Genomic DNA, 17,155 nt, shown 5'->3' on the forward strand with positions numbered 1-17,155 from the left:
AACCGGTCGCCCCAAATAGGAGCCGCCCCGTCCTGAACGGCAGGGCGGGGCGGTCCGTATCCTGGGCGTGGTGCCCGGGCCCTGGCCCCCCTGGCGCGAGGGGCCGGGCGTCGGAATTTGTAGGTCAGCGCAGGCTGGTGCCCACGCTGGGCCGGATGGGGCCAAGGCGCGATGCGTCCACCAGCAGCGGCCTCAGTTCCTCGGAAACCGGCACCGTGGCGGTGCCCATGGCCAGCACCTCGTTGGACGGGGTGTGGATGAGCCGCATGTTGAAGCGCACGGCCTTGGGGGTGATGGTGTAGGTGCCCGCCAGAATGGCCACGCTGGACACGTTCTGGGTGCCCAGCAGTTCCGTCTTGCGGGTCAGCAGCAGTTCGCCCGTTTCCGGCTGGAACAGGATGGTGCGGCCCTTGCGGATTTCCTGCACCCGGTAGCCAGCCTGCACGAACCAGCGGGACATTTCCTCCGCCATCTGGCGGGCCAGCCCGTTGGCGCCTTCCAGGTCGCCCAGGTCCACCGGGGTGGTGACCATGATGCTTATGCCCTTGGCGGGCGGGGCTTCCTGCCCCAGTTTGCGGGCCATCTGCACGTCCATGGCCGCAGCCATGGCGTCAGCGGCCTCGGGCACGCTGGCAGCGGCTGCCGCCATGGGCAGCAGCAGACCTATGGTCAGCACGAGCAGGGCAAGTATGCGTTTCATGGGATGCTCCGGAATCGCCGCGTCAGCGCAGCGTCTTTATCTGTCGGTCCACCACGTCCACTTCGCGGGCCAGGGCATCGCGCACGTCGTCAGAGCGCGCGGCGGCAAGGGCCAGCAGGTAGTGTTCGCGGGCCAGTTCATAGCGGCCCTGGGCCTGGTAGGTGCGGCCCTGGTGCCAGTTGTGCAGGGCCTCGTCGCTATCCGGTATGGAGGCCACCTGCTTGCCGCACCCCGCAAGGGCGGGCAGGGCAAGGCTGGCCAGCAGCAGAAGAATGGCGGGGATACGCATGGTTGTATTCCTTGCGGCTATTTCCGGGTGGTCCGGTCGAAATCGCCGATGTTCATGGAACCGCCCATCAGCTTGCGCCCGGTATTGGCCAGCATGCGGCCCAGCAGGCCGTTGGCGGGCATCACCAGTTCTGCCGTGCGCAGCACCAGCCCGTCCGCCGCGCGGATCAGCCGGGCGTTGATGAACACGCTGTACTTGTCGCGGTAGTAGGTGCCCGCCACGAACACGGCCCAGCCTTCGCGCGCGGGCAACACGCCCACGTTGCGCGACAGCAGGAATTCGCCTTCGCCCTCGCGCGGGCGCAGGGTGCCGGGCAGGCGGTATTCGCGTACGGGAAAGCCGCGCTGGTTGAATTCGTAGAACAACTGCTCGGCGATGTACCGGCCAAGCGACGACGATTCGTCAAAGTCGTCCTGATTCACGAACGACGTGGGCAGGGCAATGTACCCCATCAGCGCATCGTTGGGCACCGTGGCCAGCAACTGGTCCACCAGTTCGCGCACCTTCAGCTTCAGTTCGCGGGCCTCCATGTAGTTGGGGTCCGCCTGGGGGCGCGGCGCGCCCTTGCTCCAGAACATGCCGCCCTGATTGTCGGGCACCATGAAGCCGTTGTCGTGGGTGACCACCGTGGACAGGGGCATGGTCTGCCCGTTCACGTTGGCCTCGCCCGATTCCTTGGCCACCAGCGGGGCGCCGGGGTCAGCGCCAAGGCGCGGCGGTTGGGGCGCCATGGACGCGGGCTGCGTCGGGACGCCCTGCGACTGGCGCATCTCCGCCCCTGCGGGTGTGCCGCCGGGGGGCAGCAGCGGCAGGGCGGCAAGGGCCAGGCCCGTGACGATCAGGCCGGTCCCGATCAGTCCGGCGGCAACGGGGCCAGTGCGGAGTGCACGGCCCGCACTGGGCGAACTGGGGCGTCCGCGCCCGTCGCCGTTGCCCTCGTGATCGCCCGGATTGGCCAGATCGGCCAGATCGGCCTGCCCGACTTCTTTCAGAATATGTGACTCGCGGGGTTCGCGGAATTCGCGGGACATGGGGGGGGGCCTCCGATGGTATCCGCGCGGCACCGGGCCGCGCGCCGCATTCTGCGGCGCGCCTGTCTGGCCGATGTGGCCGGGCGCTGCCTGCGGGATGCTTCGTTGCTCGTCCTATCGGCGGAAACACGAAAAGCTTGAGGTTGCAATCCCCATGGCGGCAGTGTTCCCGGCATGCCGCAGGCCGGGTGGCGGCAAGCGGTTGTGCGCGTGGGACAACTTTTGCGTCATGCGTCAGCGGCATTGGGTGGCGGATGCACCAATGCTCGTGCATTCTGTATTGTTTGGTGGAACAACCCGGAACGTTCGCATTGATGAAATCTATTTTCAGGATTGGATATGTAGCATAAAAATGTAGCACGAAATTGACATAGGTAACACATGGGAGTAATCGCAATAAAAAACATAACACGGTGGCCATCAAGCGCGATGCAAGAAGACGCTCGTGGAAACGGCGGCTTCGCGTGCAGGCCCGCCAAACGTTGGCAACGCAGCCCTGCTGGGTGGTTGTGCGCGTCCGTCTGCATCAGGGCGCGTTCGTGCGCATCCGTCTCATTGGGGCTCGCTGGCGCGCATTGGGGCGTACCCCTTGTGCGCGCGTCATGCGACGGGTGCGGGTTGGATGGCGGGGTGGCGAGGCCGGGGAGGCGGGGCGGGGATGCACGTCAACGGACAATGCAAGCGCGTGGGTGTGGTGGCGTTGCTGGTCGGCAACCGCGAAGCCTGCGCGGACAAGGTCAATGCCGTGATCAGCGAGTTCGGTTCGCTGGTCATCGGACGCATGGGGGTGCCGTACCGGGAACGCGGAGTGGGCGTCATTTCGCTGATCGTGGACGGCACCACCGACGAACTGGGGGCGATGACGGGCAGGCTGGGGGCCATCCCCGGCGTGCGCATCAAGACGCTTCTGCTTACCGACGCGGCATGAGCCGCGCCGCCATACCGTGGAAGGAGCAGGACCATGGGCAAGGCAACGGATGCCGACAGGGATGTTTCGTGGCTTGACGACGGCTTCATCGCGGACACGCTGGCCCGCAACACCGCCGAGGACGGAGGCAAGATTCGCGAGGTGCTGGCCAAGGCCCGCGAACTGGAAGGGCTGGACCACGACGACGTGGCCGCTTTGATGCACGTGAACAGTCCCGGCCTGGTGGATGAGTTGTTCGACACCGCCCGCCGGGTCAAGGAAGAGATTTACGGCAACCGGCTGGTCATGTTCGCGCCGCTGTACATCTCCAACCTGTGCGCCAACGAATGCCTGTACTGTGCGTTCCGCGCCACCAACAAGGAACTGGACCGGCGCGCCCTGTCCATGGACGAAGTGGCCGCCGAAACCCGCGTGCTGGTGCGCCAGGGCCACAAGCGCGTGCTGCTGGTGGCGGGCGAATCGTACCCCGGCGAAGGCTTCGAGTACGTGCTGAAGGCCATCGACGCCGTGTACTCGGTGCACGAGGAAAGCGGCGAGATACGCCGCGTCAATGTCAACGTGGCCCCGCTGACGGTGGAAGACTTCATCCGTCTGAAGGAACGCGGCATCGGCACCTATCAGTTGTTCCAGGAAACCTACCACCGGCCCACCTACGCCCGTGTGCACGTGGGCGGCCTGAAACGCGACTTCGACTGGCGCGCCTCGGCCATGGATCGGGCCATGCGCGCGGGCATCGACGACGTGGGCCTGGGTGTGCTGTACGGGCTGGCCGACTGGCGGTTCGACACCCTGGCGCTGATGAGCCACATCCGCCATCTGGAAGACCGCTTCGGCGTGGGCTGTCACACCATCAGCGTGCCGCGCATCGAGCCCGCCGTGGGTTCCGAGATGGCCAGCTGTCCGCCGCAGGCCGTGACCGACGACGAGTTCCGCAAACTGGTGGCCATTCTGCGGCTGGCCGTGCCCTACACCGGCCTGATCATGTCCACGCGTGAAAACGCCGAAGTGCGCCATTCCACCCTTGCCCTTGGCGTGTCGCAGATATCGGCGGGCAGCCGCACCAACCCCGGCGGCTATGTGGAGACGGAAAAGTTCGAATCCAGCCAGTTCCAGCTTGGCGATCACCGCAGCCTTTCCGAGGTCGTGGCCGACATCGGACGCATGGGCTACATCCCCTCGTTCTGTACCGCCTGCTACCGGCTGGGCCGCACCGGGCAGGACTTCATGGATCTCGCCAAGCCCGGCCTGATCAAGGAAAAGTGCGCCCCCAACGCGCTGTCCACCTTCCTCGAATACCTTATCGACTACGGTAGCCCCATGGAGCGCGAGGTGGGCCAGGGCGTCATCGCCGCCGAACTCGGCTGCATGGACGACCGCACCCGCCGCGTGGCCGAACGCATGTTGGGCAAGGTGCAGGAAGGGCGCAGGGATGTCTTCTGCTGAACCTGTCGCTTCTGCGGGGCAGGGCATGGCGGTCGCACCGTCCATCACGTCTGCACCGTCCCTGATGAAAGGGATGGAAGGGACGGAAGGGACGGACGCGGCCACCACCTTGTCCTCGGATACCTGCGGGACGTGCAACCGCGCGGCGTACGCACCCGTCCGCGCGGAGCACGACCTGCTGGGCGAAATGTCCGTGCCCGCGGATGCCTATCATGGCATCCACACCCAGCGGGCACTGGACAACTTCGCCGTTGCCGGGCGGCGCCTCCACCCGGGACTCGTGGAGGCGCTTGCCCTGGTCAAGAAGGCTTGCGCTCGCGCCAATGCGGAGCTGGGCTACCTGGAACCGCGCGTGGCCGACGCCGTATGCGTCGCCTGCGACGACATGCAGCACGGCGATCTTGGCGCGCACGTGGTGGTGGACGCCTTGCAGGGGGGCGCGGGCACCTCGGCCAACATGAACGTCAACGAGGTGCTGGCCAACCGGGCGGAAGAGTTCATGGGCGGCACGCGCGGCGCGTACCAACTGGTGCACCCGCTGGACCACGTGAACCTGCACCAGTCCACCAACGACGTCTTTCCCACGGCGCTGCGCGTGGCGGCCATGCGCGGCCTGCGCGAACTGGAGCGGGCCGTGGCCGCGCTGCAACGCACTTTCCAGGACCGCGAACGCGACTTTGCCGGGGTGGTCAAGCTGGGCCGCACCCAGTTGCAGGACGCCGTGCCCATGACCCTGGGGGCGGAATGTTCCGCCTGGGCGGAAGCGCTTTCGCGCGACCGCTGGCGCATCTTCAAGTGCGAGGAGCGGCTGCGCGTGGTCAACCTGGGTGGCACGGCGGTGGGCACGGGCGTCACCGCCCCGCGCGACTACATCTTTCTGGTGGTGGAGCGGCTGCGCGAGGTGACAGGCCTTGGCATGGCCCGCGCCGAAAATCTGGTGGACGCCACCCAGAACGCCGATGTGTTCGTGGAGGTGTCCGGCATCCTGAAGGCGCACGCGGTGAACCTGCTGAAGATTTCCGCAGACCTGCGGTTGCTGGCCTCCGGCCCGCGCGGGGGGCTGGGCGAACTTGCGCTGCCCGCCGTTCAGGCCGGGTCCAGCCTGATGCCCGGCAAGGTCAACTCGGTGATCTGCGAGGCGGTGGCCCAGGCGGCCATGCGCGCGCTGGGCAACGACGCGGCGCTGACCGTGGCCGCGCAGGCCGGGCAACTGGAGTTGAATGCCTTCCTGCCGCTGGTGGCCGATGCGCTGCTGGACACCATTTCCATCCTTGCCCGCGCCTGTGTCATGTTCCGCACCCGTTGCGTGGAAGGCATGCGGGCGGACGCGGCGGCCTGCGCGCGCCACGTGGACGATTCGTGGGGCACGCTGACTGCGCTGGTGCCCGTGCTGGGTTACGACGGGGCCACCCGGCTGGTGGGCGTCATGCGCGAGCGGGATTGCGGCCTGCGCGAGGCGGCCCGGCACATCGGCCTGCTGGACGAGGCTACGCTGGATGCGCTGCTTTCGCCAGAGGCCATGGCCCGGCTGGGAAGTCCCGCCGGGCAGGCGATGCACCCCGGTGCACCCCGAAATGTTCGGGACTATGGGCGTACCAATGGCCGCGCCAACGACCGCGACGACAGCCATGGCAATGGCCGGGGGCGGCCATGATGCATCGCGACGAGATTCTCGGTCTGCTGTTCGATACGCCGTTCGACCAACTTGCGGCTCGCGCCGACGCGGTGCGCCGCGAGGCCAAGGGCGACATGGTGCACGTGCGCGGCATCGTGGAATTTTCCAATCATTGCATCCGCAACTGTGTGTACTGCGGGCTGCGCCGCGACAATGCGCAGGCGCGCCGCTATCGGCTGACCCTGCCGGAGGTGCTGGCTGCGACGGGCGAGGCCGCCGCGGCGGGGGCGGATACCGTGGTGCTGCAATCGGGTGACGATTACGGCATGGCCCCGCGCGATCTTGCCGACATCGTGGAAGCGGTGAAGACCCGGTTGGGCCTTGCCGTCACCCTGAGCGTGGGCGAACGCCCGGCGCGGGACTACGCCCTGTGGCGTTCCGCCGGGGCGGACCGCTTTCTGATGAAGCACGAGACGGCGGACGCCGCCCTGTACGCCCGCCTGCACCCCGGCAAGACGCTGGCCCAGCGGCTTGCGGCCCTGCGCCGCCTGCGCGACGCGGGCTACGAGGTGGGTAGCGGGTTCATCGTGGGGGTGCCGGGGCAGCGACCGGAATCGCTGGCCGACGACGTCCTGCTGGTGTGCGAACTGGCTGCGGACATGTGCGGGGCCGGTCCCTTCGTGCCCAACGGTGCAACCCCCCTGGCCGGGGCGGCGCCCGGCCCGGTGGAACTGACCCTGCGCTGCATGGCGGCGCTGCGCATCGCCCGGCCCGGCCTTAACCTGCCCGCCACCACCGCCTTGGCCACCCTGGCCCCGCAGGACGGGCAACTGGACGGGCTGCGCGCGGGGGGCAACGTGCTGATGCCGGGCTTCACCCCCGCCGCCCGCCGGGCGGACTATCACATTTACGACCACAAGCGGCGCGTGGACATGGATGACGCGCTGGACACCATCCGCCGGGCCGGGCGCGTGCCCGCCCCGGCGCAAGGAGCAAGGGCATGCAGGATACCCCAAGGGGGCTGCGGCTGCACATCGGCATCTACGGGCGCCGCAACGTCGGCAAGTCGTCGCTGCTGAACGGGCTGGTGGGGCAGGGCGCGTCCATCGTTTCGGACACGCCGGGCACCACCACCGACCCCGTGGAAAAGACGCTGGAACTCGACCCTGTCGGCCCGGTGGTGTTCATCGATACGGCGGGCATCGACGACGAGGGCGCGCTGGGCGCGTTGCGCCGCGAACGCTCGGAACGGGCGCTGGACCGCACCGACGTGGCCCTGCTGGTCACCGACGGTGCGTGGGGCCGGGACGAGGAGGCGCTGGAGGCCGCATTCGCCGCGCGCAAGTTGCCGTACTTCGTGGTGGCCAACAAGGCGGACCTTGCTCCGGCTGACGACCCGGCGGCCGTGCTGCCCGAAGCCGTGCGCGATGCGCTGGCCGGTCGCGGCATTGCCGTGGTGGCGGCCTCGGCGCTGCTGGGCAAGGGGCTGGACGCCGTGCGCGAGCGCATCGCCATGCTGGCCCCGGAACACGCCATCGCCCAGCCGCACATGCTGTCCGACCTGGTGCCGCCGGGAGGGCTTGTGGTGCTGGTGGTGCCCATCGACCTTGGTGCGCCAAGGGGGCGGCTGATCCTGCCCCAGGTGCAGGCCATCCGCGACCTGCTGGACGGCGACCAGATGTGCCTGGTGGTCAAGGAGCGCGAACTGCGCGCCGCTCTGGAGCGCCTTTCCGCGCCGCCGGACCTTGTGGTGTGCGACTCGCAGGTGGTGCTGAAGGCGGCGGCGGATACCCCGCCCGGCGTGCCCCTGACCACCTTTTCCATCCTGATGGCCCGGCTGAAGGGCGACCTGGTGGAACTGGCGCGCGGTGCTGCGGCCATCGAACGGCTGGGGCCGGGCGACCGGGTGCTGATAGCCGAAGCCTGCACCCACCACCCCCTGGCCGACGACATAGGCCGGGTCAAGATTCCCCGCTGGCTGCGCCAGTACGCGGGCGGCGACATCGAAATCGACGTCACGGCGGGCAAGGAACTTTCCGACGACATGGCCGCCTATGCGCTGGTGGTGCATTGCGGCGGCTGCGTCATCAACCGGGGCAACATGCTGGCCCGGCTGCGCGCGGCGCGGCGGGCGGGAGTGCCCATGACCAATTACGGGCTGGCCATTTCGCTGACGCAAGGGGTGCTGCCCCGCGCGCTGGGACCGTTCCCGGCGGCGCTGGACGCCTTCCGCGCGGCGGCGAAGGGCGCCTGACGCCACCCCGGTGGCGGCGGGCAGTGTCGGACCGGTACAAGGCGGCGCGGGACAAGGAGGTGTTCGGACGGCGTCGCGGGTGCCAACGACGTGATCGCAACCTACAACCACAGGAGACGTGCAGATGAGCCGTATCGAAATGGAGAAGGTCTTTTACGAAGATCACGCTCCAGACCCCAAGGCCGATCCCGACAAGCTCTTCTTCATCCAGATCGATGAAACGAAGTGCATCGGGTGCGACACCTGCCAGCAGTACTGCCCCACGGGCGCCATCTTCGGCGACACGGGCGACGCGCACAAGATTCCCCACGAGGAAATGTGCATCAACTGCGGACAGTGTCTGACTCACTGCCCCGTGGGCGCCATCTATGAGGCGCAGTCGTGGGTGACCGAGATCGAGAAGCAGATCAAGGCCAAGGACGTCAAGGTCATCGCCATGCCCGCTCCCGCCGTGCGCTACGCCCTGGGCGACGCCTTCGGCCTGCCCGTGGGCACCGTGACCACCGGCAAGATGTTCTCGGCGCTCAAGGAACTGGGCTTCGATCACTGCTGGGACAACGAATTCACCGCCGACGTGACCATCTGGGAAGAAGGCACCGAATTCGTGCAGCGCCTGACCAAGAAGCTGGACAAGCCGCTGCCCCAGTTCACCTCGTGCTGCCCCGGCTGGCACAAGTACGTGGAATCGCTGTATCCCGAGCTGTTCCCGCACATGTCGTCGTGCAAGTCGCCCATCGGCATGCTGGGCTCGCTGGCCAAGACCTACGGCGCGGACCGCATGAAGTACGACCGCTCCAAGGTGTACACGGTGTCCATCATGCCGTGCACCGCCAAGAAGTACGAAGGCATGCGTCCGCAGCTGTGGGACAGCGGCTACAAGGACATCGACGCCACCATCGACACCCGCGAACTGGCGTACATGATCAAGAAGGCCAAGATCGACTTCACCAAGCTGCCCGACGGCAAGCGCGACACCCTGATGGGTGAATCCACCGGCGGCGCGACCCTGTTCGGCGTCACCGGCGGGGTCATGGAAGCGGCGCTGCGTTACGCCTACCAGGCCGTCACCGGCAAGAAGCCGGAAAGCATGGACTTCAAGGGCGTGCGCGGGTTGCAGGGCGTGAAGGAAGCCACGGTGAACGTGGGCGGCGTGGACGTGAAGGTGGCCGTGGTGCACGGCGCCAAGCGTTTCCATGACGTGTGCGAACTGGTGAAGGCCGGCAAGGCTCCGTGGCACTTCATCGAGTTCATGGCCTGCCCCGGTGGCTGCGTGTGCGGCGGCGGTCAGCCGGTGATGCCCGGCGTGCTTGAAGCCGCCGACCGCAGGGTGACCCAGATGTACGCGGGCCTGAAGAAGCGCCTGGCCATGGCCAGCGCCAGCCGGGCATAGGAGGAATCACCATGCAGATCGTCAACCTTACCCGGCGCGGCTTTCTGAAGGCCGCCTGCGTCGTCACCGGCGGCGCCCTGATCAGCATTCGCATGACCGGCAAGGCCGTGGCCGCCGCCAAGCAGCTGAAGGATTACATGATGGACCGCATCAACGCGGTGTACGGGGCGGACGCCAAGTTCCCGGTGCGCGCCTCGCAGGACAACGTGCAGGTCCAGAAGCTGTACAAGGACTTCATGGAAAAGCCCATGAGCCACAAGGCCGAACAGTTGCTGCACACCCACTGGGTGGACCGCTCCAAGGCCATCGAGCGCATGAAGGCCGAAGGGGCCTACCCCAACCCGCGCGCCAAGGAATTCGCGGGCAACACCTATCCCTACGAATAGCGGCGGGGTGCCGCCCAGACGCGGTGCCAGACACGGCGTCCTGATACGGGCATTGTCCCGTGACCGTGCATGATCCGACGGCCCGCCTGCGACGAGGGGAAAAACCCCCTGACACCAAGGGCGAGGTCACGGAACGAAGCGAAGATGCAGATGCATGACGGCGCAAGGGCCGGGCATCCGGATGGTTCCGGGTGCCCGGCCCTTGCGCCGTGTGGGGCTGGGAGTGGGGAAGGGAGGCGGACGTGGAAGGAGGTGCCAGCCCGAAAGGCAGCCCTGCGTCTTCCCTGGTGTTCCTGCATGGCGCGGCACACCGCGCGTGTAAAAGGAAAGGCAGAATCGTACCGGAATGCCGGGGAGTACGGCGTGCCCTCACCCCTGCGGGGTGAATCCTTCCGGCTCGGATTCTGCCGCAGTCAGGCTATACTTCGCGGCGTCAGTGGGCAATGGGACGCTCAGCTTTTGCTGCACCGTCCGCACACGCCGTCCAGACGCACTTCCACATGCTCCACGGTGACTCCGGCGGGCAGCAGGGCGGCGGCGTCCAGCGCCTTGGGCAGCGGCGGCAGGCAGGTCATCACCCCGCAGCGGGTGCACTGGAAATGGCCGTGCGGCGCGTTTTCCCCCGCCGGGGCCATACAGTGCCGGAAGGTGCCGTCGGCCCCGCTGTGGCGTTGCAGGATGTCCGCCTCCACCAGCAGGTCCAGGGTGCGGTACAGGGTCACCTTGTCCATGCGGGTGGTGCGGCGCACCGCGTCCAGCAGTTCCTGCGCGGCAGGGGCATGGGGCAGGGCGGCCAGGGCCTCCAGCACGGCAATCCGGCGGGGGGTGGCCTCCAGCCCGGCGTGTTCCAGCCGGGCGCGGGCGTCTGGTTCGGCAAGGGGACGCGGGGCGGGGGCGTGGTGATGGGTGGTGTCGGTCATGAAGTATCCTTGGCTTGCGCCCTTGTTGCGTCTGTCAGGCGGTCTTGCGGGCCACGGCCTTGCGCAGCGCGCCCGCGCCGGACACGGCCATGAACCCTGCCGAGGCCACGGCGATGATGGCCGCGCCCGAGGTGACATCCCAGCGGTAGGCCAGGGCCAGCCCGCCCACGCAGAACACGGTGCTCCAGGCGGTGGCGGCGGCCATCATGGAGGGCAGCGAACGGGCCGAGCGCGCCGCGATGAATGGCGGGATGGTCAGCAGGGCCATGACCAGCACCAGCCCCACCACGCGGATCAGCATCACCACGCCCACCGCCGTCATGCCCACCACCAGGTAGTGCGCGGTGCGCACCGGCAGGCCGCGCGCCTCTGCGAATTCGCGGTCGAAGGACGTTACCAGCAAGGTCTGGTGGCACAGGGCCACCATGACCAGCAGGGCGGCGTCTAGCACGGCCATCAGGTATAGGTCGGTCAGCGGCACGGCCAGGATGGACCCGAACAGAAAGCTCATCAGGTCGGCCTTGTAGCCGGGGGTAAGGTCTATGAGGATGATCCCGAAGGCCATGCCCGCCGCCCACAGCACGCCGATGGCCGTATCGGATTTTTCGGGCCGCTTCAGGGCCACCCCGGCCATGAGCATGGACGCGGCCACGGAAAAGCCGATGGCGCTGGGCAGCACCGGCCAGCCGTAGTGAAAGGCCAGCCCCACGCCGCCGTAGGCCGCGTGCGACACCCCGCCTGCCAGAAACACCAGCCGGTTCACCACCACCAGGGTGCCGATGACCCCGCAGGCAATGCTGGCCAGCAGCGATGCGGCCAGGGCCTGCTGCATGAAGTCGTAGGAAAGCGCGTCGAGCATCAGGCGTCCTTTGCGGCGGGAGAAGTGGCGGCGTTCGGGGCAGTGGTGTCAGTGGAAACGGGGGAAACGGGGGAAACGGGGGAAACTGGCGTCGTGGCGGCGGAAGATGGCAGTTCGTCAATGCTTGGCAGCACAGGGCGCGGCAGCACCGGGAACAGCCCGGAGACGGATGAGATGAACGCCCCCATGGGGCAGGTCTTTTCGTGGTGGCCGTAGAGCATGCTCAGCATGTCCGGGGTCAGCCCCGCGCCCCGGCTGTGTACCAGGGTGCGGTTGACGAAGGCCACGTTGGAGAAGGTGGACGTGGCGATGGACAGGTCGTGGCTGACCACCACCAGGGTGTGCGGGCCGCGCAGGGTGCCCAGGAATTCGAAGAAGCAGAACGAGCCCTGCGGGTCGATGGAGGCGGTGGGCTCGTCCAGCAGCAGCAGTTCCGGCTGGGCCATCAGGGCGCGGGCCACCACGGCCCGCTGACGCTGCCCGCCGGAAAGTTCGCCCACCATGCGTCTTTCCATGCCGGAAAGGCCCACCTGGTCCAGCGCCTCGCGGGCGCGGTCGATGGACGCACCATCGCGCCGCCAGTGGCGGCCGAAAAGACCGCGCCGGGTGCCCGCAAGGCCCATCAGCACCACGTCCAGCACGGTGACGGGAAAGTCCAGCCGGGCCGTGGAGTACTGCGGCACGTAGCCGATGCGCGGCAACGCCGCCTGCGGTGCGCCACCGAACAGCGTCACGCTGCCGGAACGCGGGGCCAGCAGGCCCAGCAGCAGTTTGAGCAGGGTGGTCTTGCCGCCGCCGTTGGGGCCGAGCACGGCCAGGAATTCGCCGCGCTCCACGGTAAGGTCCACGTGGTCCAGCACCGGTTCATCGCCGTAGGCGAAGCACAGGTCGCGCACGGCGATGACCGGTTCGTGCGATGTATGCGGTGCGCCCGGCATGCCGGGCGCACTGGAGGGCATGTGCATGCGTGTTTACTTGCTGGGGGGTTGGGTCAGGGTTTTGGCCATGGCTTCGGCCACGCGGCGGATGTTGGCGGCCCAGTCTTCGGCCAGCGGGTCGGCCTCGATGAGCGTTGCCCCCACGTTGCGGGCAATGGTTTCCGCGCCGCGCTTGGAGAACTGCGGCTGGACGAAGATGGCTTCGATCTTTTCCTTCTTGGCGAACTCCACGATGCGGGTCAACTGCTTGGGTCCCGGTTCGCGGCCTTCCACTTCTATGGCCACTTCACGCAGGTTGTAGTTGTGGGCGAAATAGCTCCACGCCGGGTGAAAGACCATGAAGCGGCGGCGGTTTTCGGGCACGTTCTGGAACAGGTCGTTGATGCGCAGGTCCAGTTCGTCCAGTTCGCGCACGAAGGCGTCGTGGTTGGCGCGGTACACGGCAGCATGGGCCGGATCGGCCTTGACCAGCGCGGCCTTGATGGAACCGGCCATCATCTTGACCAGTGCGGGAGACAGCCAGATGTGCGGGTCGCCGCCTTCGTGGTCGTGGTGGTGCCCTGCGGCGGCCTCGCCGTCGTGCTGGTCATGGTCACCGTCATGGTCGGGATCCCCGTCCATGGCGCGCTCTTCTTCCGGCAAAAGGTCGATGCCCTTTTCCAGGCGCACCAGGGTCATGTCCTTGCCGCCCGCCGAGGTGATGCGGTCCAGCCAGGCCTTTTCGAAGGGTACGCCGATGGTCATGTACAGCTTGGCGCTGGCAAGTCCGCGCATCTGGCTGGGTTTCGGCTCGTAGGTGTGCGGGTCGGCACCGGGGGGCACCATCACCGTCACCTCGGCCAGGTCACCCGCGATGCGCTGGATGAAATACTTTTGCGGCAGGATGCTGACCGCCACCTGCACGGCGGCAGCGGCACTGGCGGGCGCAACGGCGGGGGTGCCGGGCGCGGCAAGCAGGCCGGACAGCAGGAACAGGAAGAACAGGGCGGACAGCCCGAACCGCGTGCTTTGGGCAAACCGCGACGGGACGGCTTTCGGAAGGGCAAAGGGAATGTTCATGGCGCCTCCGGTGGTGGGATCCGGGGTGGGAGGGATCCGAGATGAAAGGTTGAAAATGCAACTCGGTTGCATTCGAGCATGTAGTCCTCTGGCCGCATGGTGTCAACGCGCCGGGACCAAAGAGGGGAAAAGAGGGGGCGGCGGAGACGGGATGCGTCCGTCCACCCCTCCGCACATCGTGAGGGCGTCCTCCGCCTTCATCACGCATGCCTGCGGCACGCATGCCTGTTTCGCCGTGCCTGTCACGCCGTGCCTGTCTGGCGCATCGTCCGGGCGGTTGTGGCGCCCTTGGCGAGCAGGGGGAAATGCAGTATGAACCGTCAATTCGGCCCGTGCCCTCCGAGCACCTGGGGGTGCCGCCGGGCCGTCCATCTTCAGGGATCATTCATGACCATCGAACGCAGGCGGACCCGCGAGGTCCGCATCGGCGCCGTGCGCATCGGGGGGGACAACCCCGTGGTGGTGCAGAGCATGGCCAACACCGACACCCGCGACGTGGATGCCACCGTGGCGCAAATCCGTGCGCTGGCCGCCGTGGGGTGCGAGGTGGTGCGCCTTGCCGTGCTGAACGAGGCGGCGGCGGTGGCCATCGGCCCCATCCGCGCGGCATCGCCCGTGCCGCTGGTGGCGGACATCCACTTCGACCACCGCCTGGCCGTGGCCGCGCTGGAGGCGGGCGTGGACGCCCTGCGCATCAACCCCGGCAACATCGGGGGAGAGGCCAACGTGGCCCGCGTGGTGGACGCGGCCCGCGCGCGCGGAGCGTGCATCCGGGTGGGGGTCAATTCCGGCTCGGTGGAAAGGCACCTGCTGGAACGCTTTGGCGGGCCAACGCCCGAAGCCATGGTGGAAAGCGCCCTTGGCCATGTGCGCATGCTGGAGGACAGGGGCTTCGGCGACATCAAGATTTCGCTGAAATCCTCGTCCGTGCTGCACACCATAGACGCCTACCGCGTGCTGGCCGAACGGTGCGACTACCCCCTGCACATCGGCGTGACCGAGGCGGGCACCATGCTGCGCGGGTCGGTCAAGTCCTCCGTGGGCCTTGGCGTGCTGCTGTGGCTGGGCATAGGCGACACGCTGCGCGTCTCGCTGACCAGCGACCCGGTGGAGGAAATGCCCGTGGCGTGGGAAATCCTGCGTTCGCTGGGGCTGCGCCACCGGGGGCCGGAAATCATCTCCTGCCCGACCTGCGGGCGGACGGAGATAGGCCTGATCAGCCTTGCGCAGGAAGTGGAACGCCGCCTTGCGGGCGAGACGGAAAACTTCAAGGTGGCCGTCATGGGCTGCGCCGTCAACGGCCCCGGTGAAGCGCGAGAGGCCGACATCGGCATCGCGGGCGGGCGCGACAAGGGCATCATCTTCCGCAAGGGAGAGATCATACGAACAGTCAAGGGCGGCGCGAACCTGCTCGCCGCCTTCATGGAAGAACTCGATACGTTCCTTGCCGAACGCAAGGCAGCCAGAAAGGACAGCTGATGCGCTGGAGCAATTGCTACATCCCCACCCTGAAGGAAGCCCCGGCAGATGCCGAGGTGGTCAGCCACAAGCTGCTCACCCGCGCGGGCATGGTCCGCAAGCTTACCTCGGGCATCTACATCTATTTGCCCCTTGGCCTGAAGGCCATCGAAAAGACCGCCGCCATCGTGCGCGAGGAAATGAACAGGGCGGGCGCCCTGGAACTTTCCATGCCCATGGTGCAGCCCGCCGACCTGTGGCAGGAATCGGGCCGCTGGGACTTCTACGGCAAGGAACTGCTGCGCTTTCAGGACCGCAACGGGCGCGACTACTGCCTTGGACCCACGCACGAAGAGGTCATCACCGACCTCGTGCGGGGCGAGGTGCGCTCGTACCGCCAGTTGCCCATCAACCTGTACCAGATCCAGACCAAGTTCCGCGACGAGATTCGCCCGCGCTTCGGCCTGATGCGCGGCCGCGAATTCATCATGAAGGACGCCTACTCCTTCGACCGTGACGAGGCGGGCGCCGACAAGAGCTACTGGGCCATGTACGAGGCCTATCAGCAGGTGTTCAAGCGCCTTGGCCTGCGCTTCCGCGCGGTGGAGGCGGATTCCGGCTCCATCGGCGGCAGCTTCTCGCACGAATTCATGGTGCTGGCCGATACCGGCGAAGACACCATAGCCGCCTGCACCGGCTGCCAGTATGCCGCCAACGTGGAGCGCGCCGAGGTGGCCGCGCCAGCCGTGCCTGCAACATTGCCCGCAGTCGGGGCCATCGAAGAGGTTCCCACCCCCGGCAAGCACACCGTGGACGACGTGTGTGCGTTCCTTGGCGTGCCGCAGTCCGCGCTGGTCAAGACGCTGATCCTGGTGGCCGACGGCAAGACCGTGGCAGCCTTGGTGCGCGGCGACCGCGAACTGAACGACGTGAAGCTGAAGAACCTGCTGAAGTGCGACGAACTGGACCTGGCTGCGCCCGAACTGGTGCAGCAGGTTACCGGCGCGCCCGTGGGCTTTGCCGGGCCGGTGGGCCTGAACGTGGAACGCATCTTTGCCGACCACGAACTGCTGGCCTCCGACGGCTGGATCACCGGCGCCAACAAGGGCGACACCCATCTGCGCAACGTCAGCCTGGGCCGCGACGCCAAGGTCGAACGCTACGCCGACCTGCGCGTGATCACCCCCGCCGACGCCTGCCCGCGCTGCGGCCAGCCCATCGAGCTGACGCGCGGCATCGAGGTGGGCCACGTGTTCAAGCTGGGCACCAAGTACAGCGAACCGCTGAAGTGCACCTTCCTTGACGAGGACGGCAAGGAAAAGGTCATGATCATGGGCTGCTACGGCATCGGCGTGTCGCGCGTGGTGGCCTCGTGCATCGAGCAGAACCACGACGCCGACGGCATCGTGTTCCCGCCGCCCATCGCCCCGTTCGAGGCCGTGCTGTGCTGTCTGGATCCCAAGAACGGCGAAACCCTGGGCAAGGCCGAGGAATTCTACGCCGAACTCAAGGCCCAGGGCGTGGACGTCATCCTGGACGACCGCGACGAACGCCCCGGCGTCAAGTTCAAGGACGCCGACCTCGTGGGCATGCCCCTGCAACTGGTGGTCGGCGGCAAGGGCCTGGCGCGCGGCATCGTGGAAGCCAAGGACCGCCGCACCGGCGAAAAGACCGAATTGCCCGTCGACGGCTTTGCCGAAGCCTTCCGCACCTGGCGCGCCGCCGTGCGCGCGGGCTGGGGGCTGTAGCAGAAGAGAAATAGGGAAAGAAATTCGCGAGGGGGAAACCTCTTGAAAGAGGTTTTCCCCCTCGCGCTCCCCCTTCCAGAACTTTTTATTTGGTGCGTCCCTCGCCGTTCGGCTTGTCACAGTCGAAGCAAACCTCG

At 67.4% G+C, this 17,155-nt stretch carries 16 protein-coding genes; 9 read left to right on the forward strand and 7 right to left on the reverse strand.

Going from position 1 to position 17,155, the window contains the following annotated elements; all coding sequences use genetic code 11:
• Window positions 1–124: 124 nt before the first annotated feature.
• The 3 genes from ABWO17_RS04010 to ABWO17_RS04020 are packed head-to-tail and all read right to left on the reverse strand — an operon-like array spanning window position 125 to window position 2,020.
• Complete coding sequence (locus ABWO17_RS04010) at window positions 125–700, reverse strand: FlgO family outer membrane protein (RefSeq protein ID WP_353116298.1); 576 nt, start codon at window positions 698–700, stop codon at window positions 125–127.
• Between the two features lie 22 nt (window positions 701–722).
• Complete coding sequence (locus ABWO17_RS04015; RefSeq protein WP_353116299.1) at window positions 723–989, reverse strand: hypothetical protein; 267 nt, start codon at window positions 987–989, stop codon at window positions 723–725.
• Window positions 990–1,006: 17 nt separating this feature from the next.
• Window positions 1,007–2,020, reverse strand: a complete 1,014-nt coding sequence (locus ABWO17_RS04020) for a FlgO family outer membrane protein (RefSeq protein ID WP_353116300.1) — start codon at window positions 2,018–2,020, stop codon at window positions 1,007–1,009.
• A gap of 658 nt (window positions 2,021–2,678) precedes the next feature.
• Here ABWO17_RS04020 and ABWO17_RS04025 point away from each other — a divergent pair.
• The 7 genes from ABWO17_RS04025 to ABWO17_RS04055 all read left to right on the forward strand — a co-directional run bounded on the left by ABWO17_RS04025 (window position 2,679) and on the right by ABWO17_RS04055 (window position 10,036).
• Window positions 2,679–2,948, forward strand: coding sequence for a TM1266 family iron-only hydrogenase system putative regulator (locus ABWO17_RS04025; protein ID WP_167123316.1), 270 nt, complete (start codon window positions 2,679–2,681; stop codon window positions 2,946–2,948).
• Between the two features lie 33 nt (window positions 2,949–2,981).
• A complete protein-coding gene (hydG, locus tag ABWO17_RS04030; RefSeq protein ID WP_353116301.1) occupies window positions 2,982–4,391 on the forward strand; it encodes a [FeFe] hydrogenase H-cluster radical SAM maturase HydG in 1,410 nt (469 codons plus the stop codon).
• Window positions 4,392–4,416: 25 nt separating this feature from the next.
• The gene (locus ABWO17_RS04035) at window positions 4,417–6,045 is read left to right on the forward strand and encodes an aspartate ammonia-lyase (RefSeq protein WP_353116302.1); all 1,629 of its coding nucleotides are present in this window, start codon (window positions 4,417–4,419) and stop codon (window positions 6,043–6,045) included.
• Complete coding sequence (gene hydE / locus ABWO17_RS04040) at window positions 6,042–7,085, forward strand: [FeFe] hydrogenase H-cluster radical SAM maturase HydE (protein ID WP_353116303.1); 1,044 nt, start codon at window positions 6,042–6,044, stop codon at window positions 7,083–7,085. Before ABWO17_RS04035 ends, hydE begins: the two co-directional genes overlap by 4 nt.
• A complete protein-coding gene (hydF, locus tag ABWO17_RS04045; RefSeq protein ID WP_353116304.1) occupies window positions 7,007–8,260 on the forward strand; it encodes a [FeFe] hydrogenase H-cluster maturation GTPase HydF in 1,254 nt (417 codons plus the stop codon). Before hydE ends, hydF begins: the two co-directional genes overlap by 79 nt.
• 124 nt (window positions 8,261–8,384) lie before the next feature.
• On the forward strand, window positions 8,385–9,650 hold the full coding sequence (locus tag ABWO17_RS04050) for a [FeFe] hydrogenase, group A (RefSeq protein ID WP_353116305.1): 1,266 nt from the start codon (window positions 8,385–8,387) through the stop codon (window positions 9,648–9,650).
• A gap of 11 nt (window positions 9,651–9,661) precedes the next feature.
• Window positions 9,662–10,036, forward strand: coding sequence for an iron hydrogenase small subunit (locus ABWO17_RS04055; RefSeq protein ID WP_353116306.1), 375 nt, complete (start codon window positions 9,662–9,664; stop codon window positions 10,034–10,036).
• Between the two features lie 452 nt (window positions 10,037–10,488).
• Here the strand turns inward: ABWO17_RS04055 and ABWO17_RS04060 are convergent, their stop codons facing one another.
• Genes ABWO17_RS04060 through ABWO17_RS04075 form a run of 4 tightly spaced genes read right to left on the reverse strand, consistent with a single transcriptional unit; the run spans window position 10,489 to window position 13,812 of the window.
• Window positions 10,489–10,956, reverse strand: a complete 468-nt coding sequence (locus tag ABWO17_RS04060; RefSeq protein ID WP_353116307.1) for a Fur family transcriptional regulator — start codon at window positions 10,954–10,956, stop codon at window positions 10,489–10,491.
• Between the two features lie 34 nt (window positions 10,957–10,990).
• Complete coding sequence (locus ABWO17_RS04065; protein WP_353116308.1) at window positions 10,991–11,815, reverse strand: metal ABC transporter permease; 825 nt, start codon at window positions 11,813–11,815, stop codon at window positions 10,991–10,993.
• Window positions 11,815–12,780 carry a metal ABC transporter ATP-binding protein gene (locus ABWO17_RS04070; protein WP_353116309.1) on the reverse strand — a complete coding sequence of 322 codons (966 nt, stop codon included), beginning with the start codon at window positions 12,778–12,780 and terminating at the stop codon, window positions 11,815–11,817. Before ABWO17_RS04070 ends, ABWO17_RS04065 begins: the two co-directional genes overlap by 1 nt.
• A 6-nt stretch (window positions 12,781–12,786) precedes the next feature.
• Window positions 12,787–13,812, reverse strand: a complete 1,026-nt coding sequence (locus tag ABWO17_RS04075; RefSeq protein WP_353116310.1) for a metal ABC transporter solute-binding protein, Zn/Mn family — start codon at window positions 13,810–13,812, stop codon at window positions 12,787–12,789.
• Between the two features lie 387 nt (window positions 13,813–14,199).
• On the opposite strand from ABWO17_RS04075, the gene ispG reads away from it, so the two are divergent.
• Window positions 14,200–15,291, forward strand: coding sequence for a flavodoxin-dependent (E)-4-hydroxy-3-methylbut-2-enyl-diphosphate synthase (ispG, locus tag ABWO17_RS04080; RefSeq protein WP_353116311.1), 1,092 nt, complete (start codon window positions 14,200–14,202; stop codon window positions 15,289–15,291).
• On the forward strand, window positions 15,291–17,018 hold the full coding sequence (locus tag ABWO17_RS04085) for a proline--tRNA ligase (RefSeq protein WP_353116312.1): 1,728 nt from the start codon (window positions 15,291–15,293) through the stop codon (window positions 17,016–17,018). The genes ispG and ABWO17_RS04085 overlap by 1 nt, the downstream gene beginning before the upstream one ends.
• The last annotated feature ends 137 nt before the right edge of the window (window positions 17,019–17,155 follow it).

Source organism: Nitratidesulfovibrio sp. (genome assembly GCF_040373385.1).
Lineage (GTDB): Bacteria > Desulfobacterota > Desulfovibrionia > Desulfovibrionales > Desulfovibrionaceae > Cupidesulfovibrio.